Genomic DNA, 18,965 nt, shown 5'->3' on the forward strand with positions numbered 1-18,965 from the left:
GATCCCAGGAGGAATGAAGATGCGAAAAGGTCACGTAAACCAAATCTTATTGATTACAGATGGCTGCTCAAATCACGGGGAAGATCCACTTGCGATTGCCTCATTGGCAAAGGAACAAGGGATTACAGTCAATGTCATTGGCATTATGGAGGAAAACAGACACGATCATGAAGCGATGAAAGAAGTCGAGGGGATTGCCCTCGCAGGTGGAGGCATCCATCAGGTTGTCTACGTCCAGCAGTTATCTCAAACGGTACAAATGGTCACAAAAAAAGCGATGACACAAACCTTACAAGGTGTTGTGAATAAAGAATTGCAGCAAATACTTGGCAAAGACACTGAAATTGAAGAGCTTCCGCCTGATAAGCGTGGGGAAGTGATGGAAGTAGTCGATGAGTTAGGAGAGACGGTTCATCTTCAAGTACTTGTGCTTGTTGATACAAGTGCAAGTATGAAACCGAAGCTGCCGACCGTTAAAGAAGCACTCATCGATCTCTCTATTAGTTTAAATTCAAGAATTGGTGAAAATCAGTTTGGGATGTGTATATTTCCCGGGAAAAACTCAGATGCTGAAATTGTGTTGAATTGGACGCCTCGATTCGATTCGTTATCATCTATTTTCCCGAAACTGACCACGGGAGGAATTACTCCAACTGGACCAGCGCTTCGAGAAGCACTCCAGCATTTCAAATCAGTTCGTTCGCGTAAAGGGCTGCTTGAAGCAAAGGAAGAGCATGATAATGAATTCGGCTTCTAACATTCCGTTAGGCACGGTGATTCAAGGAAAATGGCATCACCATCATTACCGCATTGTAAAAGAGCTGGGAAAAGGGGCGAACGGTATTGTCTATCTAGCCGAATCGCCAAATGGTCAAGTAGCCCTTAAAGTGAGTGATGACAGTATGCTCATTGCATCTGAAGTCAATGTATTAAAATCCTTTTCTAAGGCTCCTGTGAAAACCATGGGGCCTTCTTTTTATGATATGGATGATGCGATTTATCCCGGTATGCTTCAAAAGCGTTCCTTTTATGTGATGGAGTATGTCAGAGGCCCGTTACTGCTTGAATTTGTAAAACAAAAAGGTGATGAGTGGATCGTCGTTTTAATGGTTCAGCTTTTATCTAACCTGGCTCATTTACATCAGGAAGGCTGGATTTTTGGTGACTTGAAGCCAGATAATCTCATCGTGTCAGGTCCCCCAGCCGCGATCCGGTGCATTGATGTAGGAGGAACGACAAAAGCAGGCAGGGCGATCAAGGAGTATACAGAGTTTTTTGATCGAGGCTATTGGGGATTCGGCACAAGAAAGGCAGAGCCATCCTATGATCTGTTTGCCTTAAGTATGGTGATGGTGAATTGTGCGTATAAGAAAGAATTCAAAAAAGGAGCAGAACCGGAAAAGCAGCTTTACAGAGCGATTGAAGGACATCCTTTATTAAAGCGTTATGAAAGGGTGTTAAAGGCTGCTCTACAAGGTAAATATCAATCAGCGGCGGCTATGAAGAGTGCGATGCTGAAAGAAGGACAGCTGATCGCTTCAAGAAAAGCGAGTCAAAAGAAGCAGCAGCAAAAAAACGGGCAAAAGCCCGCTGTTCAACAAAATCAACAGGTGACTTCACGATCGAGAGTTGCAGCAGCAAAAAGAACACCAGTACGCAAAAAATCAGGCGGGCTTTTTGAAACAGTTCTTATCGTTTGCAGTGTACTTGCTCTTTACTGTGCATATGTGGTTTTGTTCCTGCTATAGACCTGTAAAAAAGCAGGCTTCATCTTTGCTTGGAGCTACTGAAAGTGATAGGATATGTATATCTTTAAATTACCTGCTCTTTGTGAGGAGGAAGTTGTGAATAGAATTGAATCATTTTTGAAAAAACATGATGTTTACCTTGAAAATACGACAGTCATTGTCGGGGTTTCTGGCGGACCAGATTCCATGCTTTTACTGCACGAACTAAACAAACGTCGAAAAGGTTCCTATCAGCTGATTGCAGCCCATGTAGATCACATGTTCAGAGGAGAAGAATCCTTTGCTGATTTGGCATTTGTTGAGGCTTACTGCAAGGAGCAAGAGATTCCTTTTGAATCGGCCCGCATACAGGTCACCCAATATGCAAAAGAAAACCGCTTAAACAAACAGGCAGCTGCAAGGGAGTGCAGATATGCTTTCTTTCGTCAATTGATGGAGCAATACAACGCTCAATTTATAGCGCTTGCACATCATGGAGACGACCAAGTAGAAACAATGATGATGAGGCTTGCGAGAGGGACTGTTGGAATAGGACTCGCCGGTATCCAAGCAAAACGTCCTTTTCAAGATGGATGGCTGATTCGGCCGCTCATTGGATATTCCAAGGACGACGTGCTGACAGCTTGTGAAAAAGAACATATTCCCTATGTCATTGATCAAAGCAATCACACTGATGACTACTTGAGAAACCGGATAAGAAGACACATTCTTCCCGTGTTAAAAGAAGAGGCACCTCATGTACATGAAAGCTTTCAGTTTGTAAGTGACATGCTGACTGAGGATGAGCAATACTTGCAGGCATTAACAAAGGAACAAATGAACCAAGTGATAACGAATCAATCGCCTAAGCAAATTAAGATCAAAACGAAGCCTTTGCTTGACCTGCCTTTGCCTTTACAAAGAAGAGGCATTCAACTAATATTAAACTATCTTTATGAAAACACTCAATCAGCGTTTTCAAACCAGCATATTCTAGGGACTTTGGACTGGTTATCTCATACCGAACAACCGTCTGGATCATTAGATTTGCCAAAAGGTTTACAAGCTGTCAAGTCTTATGATTACTGTATGTTTACCTTTGAACGATCGCTTGTACTAGACCAGTCTTATGCTCTTCACTTAAAGGGTGAGCTTGGAGAGGAGCTTATCCTTCCGAATGGGCAGTCTATCGTGGTATCAAATCATGTTCCGAAGGATGCACGGAACGGAAACCATTTTTTCTTGCTTCAAAAAGATCATGTTCGTCTCCCTTTGATCATTCGCTCACGAAAAAATGGTGATCGAATCAAACTTAAAGGGATGAATGGATCAAAAAAGGTGAAGGATATATTTATTGATAAAAAAGTGCCTCTTGCAGAAAGAGACAGCTGGCCGATCGTCACTGACTCGGATCATCAAATCATCTGGATCCCAGGTCTGAAAAAATCCGTTTTTGAAGAAATTGATATGACAAACAGCGATCTCATTGTATTACAATATAGACAGCATGAAAATTTGTAGGGGGCAAGCAAAAGCATGAAACAAGATATTGAAAAGGTTTTGATCTCAGAAGAAGAGATCCAGCAAAAAGTGAAGGAACTGGGTGCAACATTAACCAGCGATTATGATGGTAAATTTCCCCTGGCTATTGGTGTTTTGAAAGGGGCTCTTCCATTCATGGCAGACCTGATCAAACACATTGATACATATTTAGAACTTGATTTTATGGATGTATCTAGCTACGGAAAATCTACCGTATCTTCAGGAGAAGTAAAGATCATTAAGGATCTTGATACTTCTGTTGAAGGAAGAGATATTTTAATTATGGAAGATATCATCGACAGTGGGTTAACTTTGAGCTATCTGGTAGAGCTTTTCCGATACCGTAAAGCAAACTCCATAAAAATTGTGACATTGCTTGATAAACCAAGCGGTCGTAAAGCAGACATCAAAGCAGATTATGTTGGGTTTGAAGTGCCAGATGCATTTGTTGTCGGCTATGGATTGGATTTCGCTGAACGTTACCGAAACCTCCCGTATATTGGAGTGTTAAAACCATCTGTTTACGAAGGCTAATCAGCATACGTATACATGAGGTTATTGGTTGTATTGGAATGATTTTCTATGATACTATTGAACATAGTTGTGCTTACTGTGGGAGGAGGTAAGGAATGAATCGGGTTTTTCGTAATACGATTTTTTATATACTTATTTTATTACTTGTGATAGGGGTAGTCAGTTGGTTAGGATCCCCTAATCAAAAGCCTGAGAACATGTCTTACAGCAAATTTTCGCAAAATCTAAGTGCGGGAAAAGTGGAGAGTATCTCCATTCAGCCTGTAAGAGGGGTTTATGAAATTCGTGGTCAATTAGATGGCGCGAAAAAAGATCAATACTTCATTACCCATGTTCCAGATGGTCAAGGTGTTGACCAGATTTACAGTGCACTGAAGAATACAGATGTAAAAGTAGAACCAGCACCTGAAACAAATGGATGGCTGCAAGTTCTGACCACCATCATTCCGTTTATCATCATCTTTATCCTGTTCTTCTTCTTATTGAACCAAGCTCAGGGCGGTGGAAGCCGTGTGATGAACTTTGGTAAGAGTAAGGCGAAGCTTTACACAGAAGAGAAGAAACGTGTGAAATTTAAAGATGTTGCCGGTGCAGATGAAGAAAAGCAAGAGCTTGTAGAAGTGGTTGAATTCCTAAAGGACCCACGTAAATTTGCGGAGCTTGGCGCAAGAATACCTAAAGGGGTTTTACTAGTAGGGCCTCCAGGTACAGGTAAAACTTTGCTTGCGAGAGCATCTGCAGGAGAAGCAGGCGTTCCTTTCTTCAGCATCAGTGGTTCTGACTTCGTCGAGATGTTCGTCGGTGTCGGTGCATCACGTGTACGTGATTTATTCGAAAATGCGAAAAAGAATGCACCTTGCTTAATCTTTATTGATGAGATTGATGCAGTGGGTCGTCAGCGTGGAGCCGGTCTTGGCGGTGGTCATGACGAGCGTGAACAAACGCTTAACCAGCTTCTTGTTGAAATGGATGGTTTTAGTGCGAACGAAGGTATTATTATCATTGCTGCGACGAACCGTGCAGATATCCTAGATCCTGCATTGCTGCGTCCGGGACGTTTTGACCGTCAAATTACGGTTGACCGACCAGATGTCATTGGCCGTGAAGAAGTACTGAAGGTTCATGCGAAAAACAAACCGCTTGATGATACAGTGAACTTGAAAGCCATTGCAAGCAGAACACCTGGGTTCTCTGGAGCAGATCTTGAGAACTTACTAAACGAAGCAGCGCTAGTTGCTGCCCGTCATAACAAAAAGAAAATCGATATGCGTGATATCGACGAAGCGACTGACCGTGTCATCGCTGGACCGGCGAAGAAAAGCCGCGTCATTTCGAAGAAAGAACGTAATATCGTGGCTTACCATGAAGCAGGTCATACTGTGATTGGACTTATCCTAGACGAAGCGGACATGGTGCATAAAGTAACGATCGTTCCTCGTGGTCAGGCAGGCGGATATGCGGTCATGCTTCCAAGAGAAGACCGTTATTTCCAAACGAAGCCAGAGCTTCTTGATAAAATTGTCGGCTTGCTCGGCGGTCGTGTTGCAGAGGAAATTACGTTTGGTGAAGTAAGCACAGGCGCTCACAACGACTTCCAGCGTGCAACAGGCATTGCAAGAAAAATGGTTACTGAGTTCGGTATGTCTGATAAGCTTGGTCCGCTTCAGTTCGGTCAAGCACAAGGTGGTCAAGTGTTCCTAGGCCGTGACTTTAACAACGAGCCGAATTATAGTGAAGCCATTGCTTACGAGATTGACCAAGAAATTCAGCGTTTCATCAAGGACAGCTACGAACGTGCGAAACAAATTCTCACTGAGAACAAAGATAAGCTAGAAATTATCGCACAAGCCCTTCTAGAAGTTGAAACATTAGATGCTGAGCAAATTAAATCTCTTTACGAAACTGGAAAGCTTCCAGAGCGTATATACGCAGATGACGAAGAGAAAAACGATGATGTGAAAGTGAACATCAAGAAAAAAGAAGAAGATGAGGAGATCTAATCTCCTTCTGTGAAAGCTGCCGGGATCACCGGCAGCTTTTTTTATTTCGATTCATGAATGGATCGGTTTCGAATTGTTTACAAATGGAACTCAATTCGTGTATGGTATGATAGAAAGTCGAAAAATGCTCTTTTTGAGAAACTATTCAAAGTGGTGATGAAGTTGTTACTCGTGATAGATGTAGGAAACACAAATACCGTTTTAGGTGTTTATCATAACGGCGATCTAAACTACCATTGGCGAATTGAAACAAGCCGTCATAAAACAGAAGACGAATTTGGTATGGCCATCAGGTCTTTATTTGATTATGTGGGGCTGATGTTTGATCAAATAGAAGGAATTATCATCTCGTCTGTTGTCCCGCCAATGATGTTTGCACTAGAAAGAATGTGCGAGAAGTACTTTCACTTAACACCCCAAATTGTAGGGCCTGGAATGAAGACTGGATTAAACATTATGTGTGACAATCCAAAGGAAGTCGGGGCTGATCGAATTGTGAATGCAGTAGCGGCGATTCACCTATATGGGGCACCTCTCATTGTGGTAGACTTTGGCACAGCGACAACCTACTGCTATATCAATGAACAAAAACAATACATGGGTGGGGCAATTGCACCTGGTATTACCATCTCAACAGAGGCTTTATATACAAGAGCGGCGAAGCTGCCGAGAATTGAAATTGTCCGTCCAGATCACATTGTTGGAAAAAACACCATTAGTGCGATGCAATCCGGCATCCTTTATGGATATGTTGGGCAAGTCGAGGGAATAGTGAAACGGATGAAGCAGCAAGCGAAACAAACACCGAAAGTCATTGCTACAGGCGGTTTGTCGACATTGATTGGAAATGAATCAGACTGCATTGATATTGTCGATCCGTTCTTAACATTAAAAGGACTTCAACTCATTTATGAGCGTAATCGTGTCGGTGTACTATAGGAGGTTTAAAATCGAATGGATTACTTAGTTAAAGCGTTAGCATATGACGGAAAAGTCCGAGCATATGCTGCAAACACAACAGATACAATCAATGAAGCACAAAGAAGACACCATACATGGCCAACAGCATCAGCAGCGATTGGCAGAACAATGACAGCTACAGTCATGATGGGTGCTATGCTGAAAGGCGAAAATAAGCTAACGGTCAAAATTGAAGGCGGTGGACCAATCGGTGCCATCATTGCTGATGGAAACGCAAAAGGTCAGGTGCGCGGATATGTCTCAAACCCACAAGTCCACTTTGACTTAAATGAACATGGCAAGCTGGATGTCAGACGTGCAGTCGGGACATCTGGAACGTTGAGTGTTGTCAAAGATATCGGACTGAAAGATCACTTTACAGGACAAACGGAGATCGTCTCAGGTGAAATTGGAGATGACTTCACTTATTATCTTGTCTCTTCTGAGCAAGTGCCTTCCTCTGTAGGCGTAGGGGTTCTGGTCAATCCAGATAACTCGATCCTTGCAGCAGGCGGTTTCATCATTCAATTGCTGCCTGGAACAGAAGATGCTGTCATTGAAAGATTAGAAAAGCGGCTCTCAACCATTGAACCCATTTCTAAACTCATTGAAAAAGGGATGACACCAGAAGAAATTTTAGAAGAAGTACTCGGAGAAAAACCTCAAATTTTAGAAACTGTACCTGTCGAATTCTCTTGTAACTGCTCAAAAGAACGTTTTGCTAATGGCATTATCAGCCTAGGGAAAGCCGAAATTGACGACATGATTGAACAAGACGGACAAGCAGAAGCTCAATGCCATTTTTGTAACGAAACGTATGTATTTACAAAAGAAGAGCTAGAAGAGCTACGTGAAGAAATAACCCGCTAAGCTCTAAGCAGCGGGTTTTCTTTTTAGAATGGAAAGGAGACGAAAAATGAGACTAAAAGCAAGAGTGGTATGGACATTTATCCTCGTGTTGCTTATGATCAATGCCGTTGTCATTGCATATGTATTAACAAAGTCGCAAATGTCACAGGCTTCTTCAAATGGGAAGAGCGGTGAAGAAATTGCGTCGATTGGAAAAGAGAAGGTGACGCGTCAAGAATGGTTAAAGAAGATGGAAGACCGCTATGGCAAGGCAACACTTGAGCAAATGATTAATCAGAAGGTGGTCAATCAGCTTGCGAAAGAAAACAAGCTTGAGGTGTCTTCAAAAGAGATCAATCGTGAATTGCTCATGCTTAAAGCGGTATCTAATAATTTCTACGAAGATGGACATACGAGTGAAAAGGAATGGAAAGAACAGATTCGTTATCAAATTTTATTAGAGCAGCTTTTAACGAGAGATGCTGTCGTTTCTGAAAAAGAAGCGAAATCCTTTTATGAAAAAAACAAGGACTTATATCAATATGATGATTCATACCGTATTCGTCATATCGTCGTGAAGACAAAAGGCGAAGCTGAAAATGTATTGAAGGATCTTAAAGGCGGATCTAGCTTCGAAGCGGTGGCAGCTGAACGCTCCATTGACCGCTACACCTCTCCATATGGCGGAGATCTTGGGTTTGTGACAGAAGAACAAGAAAGTATCCCAGCCCTATACATACAGGAAGCTCAAAAGCTTCAGCCAGACGAATGGACGAAAGAGCCGATCGAGGCCAAAAACGGGTATGCCATTATTCAACTAAAAGAAAAATTAGATGGCCGCTCCTTCTCTTATGAAGAAGTCAAAGATCAGATCAAAAGGCAGATTGCCATGGAAGACCTAGGTGAAAAGGCGAATGTCAAAACCCTGTGGAAAGAAGCAAAAGTCACATGGTTTTACGATGGCGAGCAGGACTAAAAGCATTGACAAAATTTTTTGAAATTGATAATTTAATATTAATACAATAAAATTACTCGGAGATAGAGGTGTTAGTGATGGCTCGTATTGCAAATTCAGTTTTTGAACTAATAGGAAATACACCAGTCGTTAAATTAAACCGTTTAGTAGATGAAGACAGTGCGGATGTCTACTTGAAACTTGAATATATGAACCCGGGCAGCAGTGTAAAAGATCGTATTGCGTTAGCGATGATCGAAGATGCTGAAGCGAAAGGTACTTTAAAAGCCGGCGACACGCTCATCGAACCAACAAGCGGAAACACAGGGATCGGTCTTGCGATGGTAGCGGCAGCTAAAGGAATTAACGCAATTCTAGTGATGCCAGACACAATGAGTCAGGAGCGCCGCAACCTTTTACGCGCTTATGGAGCAGAGCTTGTATTAACACCAGGTGCAGAAGGAATGAAAGGTGCCATCAAAAAGGCAGAAGAATTGGCAGAAGAGCATGGTTACTTCATGCCTCAGCAATTTAGCAACGAAGCCAATGCGGAGATTCACCGTCGTACTACAGGAAAAGAAATTCTTGAACAGTTTGACGGCGAGCTTGATGCATTTATTGCAGGTGTTGGTACGGGCGGCACGATTACGGGTGCTGGTGAAGTCCTAAAAGAAGCCATCCCATCGATTCAGCTTTATGCGGTAGAGCCGACAGATTCTCCTGTATTATCAGGCGGAAAGCCAGGCCCGCATAAAATCCAAGGGATAGGAGCAGGTTTTATCCCTTCAATCTTGAACACGGAAGTATATGACGGTATTATCCAAGTGAAAAACGAAGATGCATTTGAGCTTGCAAGAAAAGCAGCGAAAGAGGAAGGGATCCTTGGCGGTATTTCTTCAGGAGCAGCTATTTACGCAGCACTTCAAACAGCGAAGAAGCTTGGTAAAGGGAAAAAGGTTCTGGCAATCATCCCAAGTAATGGGGAGCGTTACCTCAGTACACCTCTTTATCAATTCGATTAAACCAATTACCCCAGCATTTGCTGGGGTTTTTTTATGAAATCTGTAGATGGAAAGCAAATACTATTTTCTAAATAAATTGGATTGCATTACAATAAGATTAATGAAAATGAAAAAGGATGATAACATGACACAACGCAGGCCGATGGGCATCAAAATTCCTTTTACGAAAGATGCTTTCCTGAAAAGATACGAACAATTAACTGCTGGCGAAACACACCATGTTCTTCTTGAAAGTGCTCGCGGCGGTTCATACAGCATTGCTGGCATTCACCCGGTTGCTAAAGCGAAGGGGAAAGACGGGATGACAACCATCCATTATCAAGATGAGGTGCTGTTCAAAGAAGGCGATCCATTCAGAGCGTTTACGGATTGGTTCCAAACCCTTCAAACCGAAACGAATGAGGAATACCCTGATTTTCAAGGCGGGGCGATTGGATTTTTAAGCTATGATTATGCTAGATATATTGAGCATTTTAAGATGCTGTCCATTGATGACCTGAAAACACCTGATCTTTATTTTCTCGTGTTTAATGATGTTGCGGTCTTTGATCATGAAGAAAACGTGCTGTGGCTGATCACTCACACAGAGGGAGCGGAACCTGTGAGTGACACTCATCAAAGACTCGAAGATTTGAAGCGAAAGTGGACAAGCTCTTCAGATGAATCAGCGCAATCTCCTGTTCATGAATCTTCTGCAGAATTTGTATCAGCAGCACCGTTTACCGAAGAAACCTTTGGAGAAGCAGTAGAGAAAATTAAGCAATATATCGCAAGCGGTGATGTGTTCCAAGTGAATTTATCCATCAGACAAGATGAACAGCTCCACACACATCCGTATGATTTATACAAAACGTTACGTCAAGTCAATCCATCTCCGTATATGTCTTATCTGCACACGCCTGATTTCCAGATTGTTTGTGGATCTCCAGAGCTGCTTATTAAGAAAAAGGGGAATCAATTAGAAACAAGACCGATTGCGGGTACAAGATCAAGAGGCAAAGACGACGCTGAGGATCAAGCGCTGGCAAAAGAGCTCATTGAAAATGAAAAAGAACGCGCAGAGCATGTGATGCTCGTGGATCTTGAGCGGAATGACCTTGGACGCGTGTCTACTTATGGTTCAGTAAAAGTGAACGAATTTATGGCGATTGAGAAATATTCACACGTGATGCACATTGTATCCAACATACAAGGGGAACTGCGTGATGATTGTGATGCAGTAGATGTCATGAGAGCTGTATTCCCAGGCGGAACAATTACAGGTGCTCCAAAGGTGAGAACAATGGAAATCATAGAAGAGCTTGAGCCGACAAGGCGTGGGCTTTATACTGGATCTATAGGCTGGTTTGGATTCAATCAAGATATGCACTTTAACATCGTCATTCGTACGGCGTATTGTACTGAAGGCAAAGCCTTTATGCAGTCGGGTGCTGGGATCGTCATCGATTCTGTACCAAAGCACGAATACAAAGAATCGATTAAAAAAGCCTATGCAGTAAAAAAAGCATTACAGTTGAGCAAAGAAGAGACTATTTTGAGTTAGAGGTGAGCAGAGCATGATATTAATGATTGATAATTATGATTCATTTACGTACAACCTGGTTCAGTATTTAGGTGAGCTTGGAGAAGAATTGATCGTGAAACGGAATGATCAAGTAACCATTCAAGAAATCGAAGAGCTTAAACCAGATTTTCTCATGATTTCTCCAGGGCCATGCAGTCCTGATGAAGCGGGAATTAGTATGGAGGCGATCAAGCACTTTGCGGGAAGTATCCCGATCTTCGGTGTGTGTCTAGGTCATCAATCCATTGCGCAAGTCTTTGGCGGGGATGTCGTTCGTGCAGAGCGCTTAATGCACGGTAAAACGTCAGAGATTGCACATGACGGAAAAGGCGTCTTCACTGGACTCCAAAATCCGCTTGTCGCAACGAGATATCATTCATTAATTGTCAAAAACGAGACGCTGCCGGAGTGCTTTGACGCAACAGCCAGTACAAAGGAAGGCGAGCTCATGGCCATTCGCCATAAAGAGCTGCCAATTGAAAGTGTACAGTTTCATCCTGAATCGATTATGACGTCCTTCGGAAAAGAAATGCTTAAAAATTTCATTGAAACCTATCGTAAAAAGGGGCATGAAGTAAACGCATGATCATTTATCTGAACGGTCAGTATATAGAGGAGAAAGACGCGACTCTTTCTCCTTTTGATCATGGTTTTCTATATGGCATCGGTGTATTCGAAACATTTACCAGCCTGGCAGGACAAGTCTTTCTGTTAGATTGGCACCTTGAAAGGCTCAATGAATCATTGCGTGACCTTTGCATCGAATCCACAATAGAGAAACCATTTGTACTCGACATCATTCATACCTTACTGAATAAAAACGAAATAGCCGGTGGTCATGCGAGAATTCGCTTCAATGTTTCTGCGGGCAGAGGCAATGGATTTTCTGCAGATCCTTATGAAGAGCCTGTCGTTTTTGTCATGATCTCTCCATTCCGGCCCGAATCTGTTTTAGATGAGAAGCAGGGAGTCATTCTTCAAACGAGGAGAAATACGCCGGAAGGTCCAAGTCGCCTCAAGTCTCATCATTATATGAACAACCTGCTGGCTAAAAGAGAAGTGGGAAATGATGCGTCGTTAGAAGGCATCTTTTTAACAAAAGAAAATGATGTGGCAGAAGGAATTACCTCCAATATATTTTGGCGAAAAGGTGATGTGATCTATACACCGTCACTTGATACAGGAATTTTAAATGGAGTCACTCGTCGATATTGTATTGAAACGCTTCAAGCTATGGGGGCTTCACTAAAAGTAGGGCGATACCCAGTCTCGCAATTGCTATCAGCTGATGAGGCATGGATGACCAATTCTGTTCAGGGGATTGTGCCCTTCAGAAGTATAGGAGAAATTTCCTTGCCTCAAAACAGCCGGATCATCTCAACAAAGTTGGGAACGCAATATACAAAAGAACGTCTAGATCATAAAGAGTAGGTGGACACAATGACACAACAAGTGATAAAACAGCCTAAAATCATACAAGCCAAGCACCACACCCTTAGTTATGAAGAAAAGACATTGGTCATGGGCATTTTAAATGTCACACCTGACTCTTTTTCAGATGGAGGAAAGTTTAATCAAGTGGATAAAGCGCTGGCTCATGCAGCACAGCTGATAGAAGACGGGGCGCATATGATTGATATTGGCGGAGAATCGACTCGCCCAGGAGCGGCACTTGTCTCAGAACAAGAGGAGCTTTCAAGAGTCATTCCCGTCATTGAAAAGATCACTAAAGAATTGGATGTACCGATTTCCATTGATACGTATAAAGCCCATGTTGCAGATGAAGCGGTGAAAGCTGGAGCTTCCATCATTAATGATGTATGGGGAGCGAAGGCAGATCCTCAAATGGCGCATGTGGCAGCGAAACACAATGTGCCGATTATTTTAATGCACAATCGGCCAGAGCGAAACTACACACATCTGATTTCAGATATGATCGCAGATTTGAAAGAAAGTGTTCAAATTGCGATACAAGCGGGTGTCCGTGATGACATGATCATATTAGATCCAGGTGTAGGTTTTGCGAAAAATAAAGAGGACAACCTGATGGTCATGAATGAGCTCGAACATTTTTGTCACCTTGGTTATCCACTGCTCTTAGCTACATCTCGAAAACGATTCATTGGAGCTGTCTTAGACCTGCCGCCTGAAGAACGTACGGAAGGAACGGGGGCTACGGTCTGCCTTGGGATTCAAAAAGGCAGTGCGATGGTTCGCGTACATGATGTAAAAGAAATCGCAAGAATGGCAAAAATGATGGATGCCATGCTGAATAAGGGAGGCGCTTATCATCGATAAAGTATATGTAAATGGAATGGAATTTTACGGCTACCACGGCGTATTTGCAGAAGAAAATAAATTAGGACAGCGATTCCGTGTGGATTTAACAGCTTCACTTGATTTAAGTAAAGCCGGGCAAACTGATGACCTCAATGAGACCATTAATTATGCAGAGCTCTACCAAATCTGCAAAAGCATTGTAGAAGGTGAATCAGTCAACCTCGTTGAAACACTGACAGAAAGAATTGCGAACCAAGTGTTAAAGGACTTTCCGACAGTTCAGGAATGTACAGTAAAGGTAATTAAACCAGATCCGCCAATTCCAGGACACTATCAGTCCGTTGCAATTGAAATGACGAGATCACGCACATGAACAATACCGCATACATCGCTTTAGGTTCGAACATAGGTAAAAAGGAAACCTATTTAAAAGAAGCTGTCAAAAAACTGCACGAACATCCAGAGGTTCAAGTAGAATTGATCTCCTCTATATATGAAACAACACCTGTAGGTTACGAAAACCAAGATGACTTTTTAAATATGGCTGTGAAAATCTCCACTTCGCTTCGTCCAAATGAACTACTGGCACTTACTCAGAAAATCGAGCAAGAGTTAGGCAGAACAAGAGAGGTGAGATGGGGACCGCGAACGGCTGACCTTGACATTTTACTTTATAATCGTGAAAATATTGAAACAGAACAGCTTGTAGTACCACATCCTAGAATGTACGAACGTTTATTCGTTCTTGTTCCGATGAGTGAGATTTGCCCAGAAATCGGCGAAGTACAAATAAATGCCGTAACAGACCAAGAAGGTGTAAGCATATGGAAAAAGACATGTGGGGTAGAAGAATTCGTGCATACCGAAAGCTAAAAGGGTATACTCAGGAAGGGTTCGCGAAAAGACTAGGCATCTCTGTCTCTGTCTTAGGAGAAATTGAGCGAGGCAATCGATTACCAACAAACCAATTGGTTGGTCAAATAGCAGATGCTTTAAATATAACGGTGGAAGAACTTTCGCCAATTCTTGAAGAAGGAAGGAGGGGAAATGATGTTTAAAATCGGAGATATCGACATTAAAAACAAAGTGGTGCTCGCGCCTATGGCTGGTGTGTGCAACTCTGCCTTCAGACTGACAGTTAAAGAGTTTGGAGCGGGTTTAGTCTGCGCTGAAATGGTCAGTGACAAGGCGATCCTGATCAACAATGCAAGAACAATGGGTATGCTATACATTGATGAACGGGAAAAGCCTTTGAGCCTTCAGATATTTGGAGGTGAAAAAGACACACTCGTCGAAGCGGCAAAGTTTGTAGACCAGAACACAACAGCAGACATTATTGATATCAACATGGGCTGTCCTGTACCGAAGATTACGAAATGTGATGCAGGAGCGAAATGGCTGCTTGATCCAAACAAGATTTATGAAATGGTCTCTGCTGTCGTAGAAGCTGTAGAAAAACCTGTTACGGTGAAAATGAGAATGGGCTGGGACGAAGATCATATCTTCGCTATCGACAATGCCCGTGCTGTTGAACGAGCAGGCGGACAAGCGGTTGCGCTTCACGGACGGACACGTGTGCAGATGTACGAAGGAACAGCGAATTGGGATATTATAAAAGAGGTCAAACAATCTGTTTCCATTCCTGTCATCGGCAATGGAGATGTCAAAACCCCTCAAGATGCAAAACGTATGCTTGATGAAACAGGTGTAGATGCTGTCATGATCGGAAGAGCCGCACTAGGAAACCCGTGGATGATCTATCGAACGGTTCATTATTTAGAAACGGGTGAACTAAAAGAAGAGCCAAATGTACGTGAGAAGATGTCAGTGTGCAAACTTCACTTAGACAGACTCATTGACCTAAAAGGCGAACACGTGGCTGTCAGAGAAATGAGAAAGCACGCAGCATGGTACTTAAAAGGTGTCCGAGGCAATGCGGACGTAAGAAATCAAATCAATCAAAGTGAAACGAGAGCGGAGCTTGTACAAGTTCTTGATGACTTTACGATCGAAGCCGAGGCAAAAGAGCTTCAAAGTATAAAAGTAGGATAAGACTATCTAACTTTTTGTAGCTCACTGCTAGTGCATGTACTGGCAGTTTTTCTGCTTTTCTCTGCAAAATACATTATTGGAGTGATATAAATGAGTAATGAAGGGCTTAATAACGAAGAATTAAATGACCAATTCCAGGTCAGACGTGACAAAATGAATAAAATGAGAGAAGAGGGTATCGATCCATTCGGCGAACGATATGACCGCTCTCATCAATCCGCACAAATTATCGCTGAATATGATGAGTTTTCTAAAGAAGACTTAGAAGAAAAGTCTGCCCAAGTGACAATCGCTGGACGTATGATGACAAAGCGAGGAAAAGGAAAAGCTGGCTTTGCGCATATACAAGACTTAGAAGGACAAATTCAAATATACGTTCGTAAAGATAGTGTAGGAGAAGAAGCTTACGAATTATTCAAAAGCTCAGACCTAGGCGATATCATCGGTGTAACAGGAATGGTATTTAAAACGAACGTAGGAGAACTTTCAATTAAAGCGACTAGCTTTGAGGTTCTCACAAAAGCACTTCGTCCGCTTCCTGATAAATATCATGGACTCAAAGATGTTGAACAACGTTATCGTCAGCGCTACCTTGACCTGATTGTAAATCCAGAAAGTAAGCAGACGTTCATCATGCGAAGCAAGATTATTCAATCCATGAGAAGATACTTAGATTCTAAAGGATACCTAGAAGTTGAAACACCAACAATGCACAGCATCCCTGGTGGTGCATCAGCACGTCCTTTCATTACTCATCACAATGCACTGGATATGCCGCTTTATATGCGTATTGCGATTGAACTGCACTTAAAACGCCTGATTGTCGGTGGCCTAGAGAAAGTATACGAGATTGGCCGTGTATTCCGTAACGAAGGTGTATCGACTCGTCATAACCCAGAATTCACTATGATCGAGCTGTACGAAGCTTACGCAGATTACAAAGACATCATGAACCTAACTGAAAATCTGATTGCTCATATTGCTGAAGAGGTACTAGGAACAACCACTATTCAATATGGAGAAGATGAAATTGATCTCAAGCCTGAATGGAAGAGACTCCATATGGTTGAAGCGGTCAAAGAAGCAACTGGTGTAGACTTCTGGCAGGAGATGTCTGTTGAAGAAGCGAAGCAGCATGCCGCTGATCACGGAATTGAAATCACGAAAAACATGACAGTAGGTCATATCATCAATGAGTTCTTCGAGCAAAAAGTAGAAGAAACATTGGTTCAGCCTACATTTATTTACGGACACCCAGTGGAGATTTCTCCATTAGCTAAGAAAAATCCTGAAGATCCTCGCTTCACTGATCGCTTTGAACTATTTATCGTACGCCGCGAGCATGCTAATGCATTCACAGAGCTAAACGATCCAATCGATCAAAGAGAACGATTCGAAGCTCAATTAAAAGAACGTGAAGAAGGGAATGACGAAGCGCATCTAATGGATGACGATTTTGTTGAAGCATTAGAATATGGTATGCCTCCAACAGGCGGACTAGGAATCGGTATCGACCGGTTAATCATGCTATTAACAAATTCTCCATCAATCAGAGATGTACTGCTTTTCCCACAAATGAGAAACCGTTAATACATCAATCAAAGCGCCATTTTAACTATGGCGCTTTTTATTTTTCATAAAATGAAACTTTTTTTAAAAAAACTATTGCAAGGAAAGAATCAAGATGGTATATTATTATTCGTTGCCGCAAAACAGCAACGAGGTTAAAAAAGAAATTGAAAAAAGTTCTTGACTTTAACCGATACGAAATGTTAAGATATTAAAGTCGCTTACGAGCGATAACGAAAATGATCTTTGAAAACTAAACAAGACAAAACGTACCTGTTAATTCGAGTTTTTATAAAAAAATCCTATGATACATCATAGGTAGTCAGTCAAACTGGCGAAAAACAAAACTTCGGTTTTGTACTTTTTCGGAGAGTTTGATCCTGGCTCAGGACGAACGCTGGCGGCGTGCCTAATACATGCAAGTCGAGCGGACAGAAGGGAGCTTGCTCCCGGATGTTAGCGGCGGACGGGTGAGTAACACGTGGGTAACCTGCCTGTAAGACTGGGATAACTCCGGGAAACCGGAGCTAATACCGGATAGTTCCTTGAACCGCATGGTTCAAGGATGAAAGACGGTTTCGGCTGTCACTTACAGATGGACCCGCGGCGCATTAGCTAGTTGGTGGGGTAATGGCTCACCAAGGCGACGATGCGTAGCCGACCTGAGAGGGTGATCGGCCACACTGGGACTGAGACACGGCCCAGACTCCTACGGGAGGCAGCAGTAGGGAATCTTCCGCAATGGACGAAAGTCTGACGGAGCAACGCCGCGTGAGTGATGAAGGTTTTCGGATCGTAAAGCTCTGTTGTTAGGGAAGAACAAGTGCGAGAGTAACTGCTCGCACCTTGACGGTACCTAACCAGAAAGCCACGGCTAACTACGTGCCAGCAGCCGCGGTAATACGTAGGTGGCAAGCGTTGTCCGGAATTATTGGGCGTAAAGGGCTCGCAGGCGGTTTCTTAAGTCTGATGTGAAAGCCCCCGGCTCAACCGGGGAGGGTCATTGGAAACTGGGAAACTTGAGTGCAGAAGAGGAGAGTGGAATTCCACGTGTAGCGGTGAAATGCGTAGAGATGTGGAGGAACACCAGTGGCGAAGGCGACTCTCTGGTCTGTAACTGACGCTGAGGAGCGAAAGCGTGGGGAGCGAACAGGATTAGATACCCTGGTAGTCCACGCCGTAAACGATGAGTGCTAAGTGTTAGGGGGTTTCCGCCCCTTAGTGCTGCAGCTAACGCATTAAGCACTCCGCCTGGGGAGTACGGTCGCAAGACTGAAACTCAAAGGAATTGACGGGGGCCCGCACAAGCGGTGGAGCATGTGGTTTAATTCGAAGCAACGCGAAGAACCTTACCAGGTCTTGACATCCTCTGACAACCCTAGAGATAGGACTTTCCCTTCGGGGACAGAGTGACAGGTGGTGCATGGTTGTCGTCAGCTCGTGTCGTGAGATGTTGGGTTAAGTCCCGCAACGAGCGCAACCCTTGATCTTAGTTGCCAGCATTTAGTTGGGCACTCTAAGGTGACTGCCGGTGACAAACCGGAGGAAGGTGGGGATGACGTCAAATCATCATGCCCCTTATGACCTGGGCTACACACGTGCTACAATGGACAGAACAAAGGGCTGCGAGACCGCAAGGTTTAGCCAATCCCATAAATCTGTTCTCAGTTCGGATCGCAGTCTGCAACTCGACTGCGTGAAGCTGGAATCGCTAGTAATCGCGGATCAGCATGCCGCGGTGAATACGTTCCCGGGCCTTGTACACACCGCCCGTCACACCACGAGAGTTTGCAACACCCGAAGTCGGTGAGGTAACCTTTATGGAGCCAGCCGCCGAAGGTGGGGCAGATGATTGGGGTGAAGTCGTAACAAGGTAGCCGTATCGGAAGGTGCGGCTGGATCACCTCCTTT

Annotated in this window: 17 protein-coding genes, 1 rRNA gene and 1 pseudogene; all 19 read left to right on the forward strand. The window is 43.3% G+C overall.

What is annotated here, in order from left to right:
• Nucleotides 1-19: 19 nt before the first annotated feature.
• The 19 genes and pseudogenes from MKZ03_RS00405 (at nt 20) to MKZ03_RS00495 (ending at nt 18,965) form a co-directional block, all read left to right on the forward strand.
• Nucleotides 20-757: a vWA domain-containing protein gene (locus MKZ03_RS00405; RefSeq protein WP_034665741.1), complete on the forward strand. Its 738-nt coding sequence runs from the start codon at nt 20-22 to the stop codon at nt 755-757.
• Nucleotides 741-1,748: a protein kinase domain-containing protein gene (locus MKZ03_RS00410; RefSeq protein WP_034665743.1), complete on the forward strand. Its 1,008-nt coding sequence runs from the start codon at nt 741-743 to the stop codon at nt 1,746-1,748. Before MKZ03_RS00405 ends, MKZ03_RS00410 begins: the two co-directional genes overlap by 17 nt.
• Before the next feature lie 96 nt (nt 1,749-1,844).
• Nucleotides 1,845-3,267, forward strand: a pseudogene (tilS, locus tag MKZ03_RS00415) (tRNA lysidine(34) synthetase TilS).
• Entirely contained in the window at nt 3,264-3,803 is a 540-nt protein-coding gene (gene hpt / locus MKZ03_RS00420; protein WP_003217950.1) for a hypoxanthine phosphoribosyltransferase, read from the forward strand. Before tilS ends, hpt begins: the two are co-directional and overlap by 4 nt.
• A 95-nt stretch (nt 3,804-3,898) precedes the next feature.
• Nucleotides 3,899-5,803 (forward strand): ATP-dependent zinc metalloprotease FtsH, encoded by a 1,905-nt coding sequence (gene ftsH, locus MKZ03_RS00425; RefSeq protein ID WP_034665747.1) that lies wholly within the window; start codon nt 3,899-3,901, stop codon nt 5,801-5,803.
• A gap of 162 nt (nt 5,804-5,965) precedes the next feature.
• Nucleotides 5,966-6,742, forward strand: coding sequence for a type III pantothenate kinase (locus tag MKZ03_RS00430; protein WP_060595364.1), 777 nt, complete (start codon nt 5,966-5,968; stop codon nt 6,740-6,742).
• A gap of 15 nt (nt 6,743-6,757) precedes the next feature.
• On the forward strand, nt 6,758-7,633 hold the full coding sequence (gene hslO, locus MKZ03_RS00435) for an Hsp33 family molecular chaperone HslO (RefSeq protein ID WP_012008671.1): 876 nt from the start codon (nt 6,758-6,760) through the stop codon (nt 7,631-7,633).
• Nucleotides 7,634-7,679: 46 nt separating this feature from the next.
• Complete coding sequence (locus MKZ03_RS00440) at nt 7,680-8,588, forward strand: peptidyl-prolyl cis-trans isomerase (protein ID WP_307498838.1); 909 nt, start codon at nt 7,680-7,682, stop codon at nt 8,586-8,588.
• 77 nt (nt 8,589-8,665) lie between these two features.
• The gene (cysK, locus tag MKZ03_RS00445; RefSeq protein WP_012008673.1) at nt 8,666-9,589 is read left to right on the forward strand and encodes a cysteine synthase A; all 924 of its coding nucleotides are present in this window, start codon (nt 8,666-8,668) and stop codon (nt 9,587-9,589) included.
• Between the two features lie 124 nt (nt 9,590-9,713).
• On the forward strand, nt 9,714-11,132 hold the full coding sequence (locus tag MKZ03_RS00450; RefSeq protein ID WP_341030645.1) for an anthranilate synthase component I family protein: 1,419 nt from the start codon (nt 9,714-9,716) through the stop codon (nt 11,130-11,132).
• A 13-nt stretch (nt 11,133-11,145) separates the two neighbouring features.
• Complete coding sequence (gene pabA / locus MKZ03_RS00455) at nt 11,146-11,739, forward strand: aminodeoxychorismate/anthranilate synthase component II (protein ID WP_003217897.1); 594 nt, start codon at nt 11,146-11,148, stop codon at nt 11,737-11,739.
• Nucleotides 11,736-12,584: an aminodeoxychorismate lyase gene (gene pabC / locus MKZ03_RS00460; protein ID WP_341030646.1), complete on the forward strand. Its 849-nt coding sequence runs from the start codon at nt 11,736-11,738 to the stop codon at nt 12,582-12,584. Before pabA ends, pabC begins: the two co-directional genes overlap by 4 nt.
• 9 nt (nt 12,585-12,593) lie before the next feature.
• Nucleotides 12,594-13,451, forward strand: coding sequence for a dihydropteroate synthase (folP, locus tag MKZ03_RS00465; protein WP_334750970.1), 858 nt, complete (start codon nt 12,594-12,596; stop codon nt 13,449-13,451).
• The gene (gene folB / locus MKZ03_RS00470; RefSeq protein WP_034665765.1) at nt 13,444-13,806 is read left to right on the forward strand and encodes a dihydroneopterin aldolase; all 363 of its coding nucleotides are present in this window, start codon (nt 13,444-13,446) and stop codon (nt 13,804-13,806) included. The genes folP and folB overlap by 8 nt, the downstream gene beginning before the upstream one ends.
• Nucleotides 13,803-14,306 carry a 2-amino-4-hydroxy-6-hydroxymethyldihydropteridine diphosphokinase gene (gene folK, locus MKZ03_RS00475; protein ID WP_034665768.1) on the forward strand — a complete coding sequence of 168 codons (504 nt, stop codon included), beginning with the start codon at nt 13,803-13,805 and terminating at the stop codon, nt 14,304-14,306. The genes folB and folK overlap by 4 nt, the downstream gene beginning before the upstream one ends.
• Nucleotides 14,258-14,491, forward strand: coding sequence for a helix-turn-helix domain-containing protein (locus MKZ03_RS00480; RefSeq protein ID WP_034665770.1), 234 nt, complete (start codon nt 14,258-14,260; stop codon nt 14,489-14,491). The genes folK and MKZ03_RS00480 overlap by 49 nt, the downstream gene beginning before the upstream one ends.
• Nucleotides 14,484-15,485: a tRNA dihydrouridine synthase DusB gene (dusB, locus tag MKZ03_RS00485; protein ID WP_095286206.1), complete on the forward strand. Its 1,002-nt coding sequence runs from the start codon at nt 14,484-14,486 to the stop codon at nt 15,483-15,485. The genes MKZ03_RS00480 and dusB overlap by 8 nt, the downstream gene beginning before the upstream one ends.
• A gap of 90 nt (nt 15,486-15,575) precedes the next feature.
• On the forward strand, nt 15,576-17,075 hold the full coding sequence (gene lysS / locus MKZ03_RS00490; protein WP_060595373.1) for a lysine--tRNA ligase: 1,500 nt from the start codon (nt 15,576-15,578) through the stop codon (nt 17,073-17,075).
• Between the two features lie 341 nt (nt 17,076-17,416).
• Nucleotides 17,417-18,965: ribosomal RNA gene (locus MKZ03_RS00495) — 16S ribosomal RNA — on the forward strand.

It is taken from the genome of Bacillus sp. FSL R5-0431 (assembly GCF_038002985.1).
GTDB lineage: Bacteria > Bacillota > Bacilli > Bacillales > Bacillaceae > Bacillus.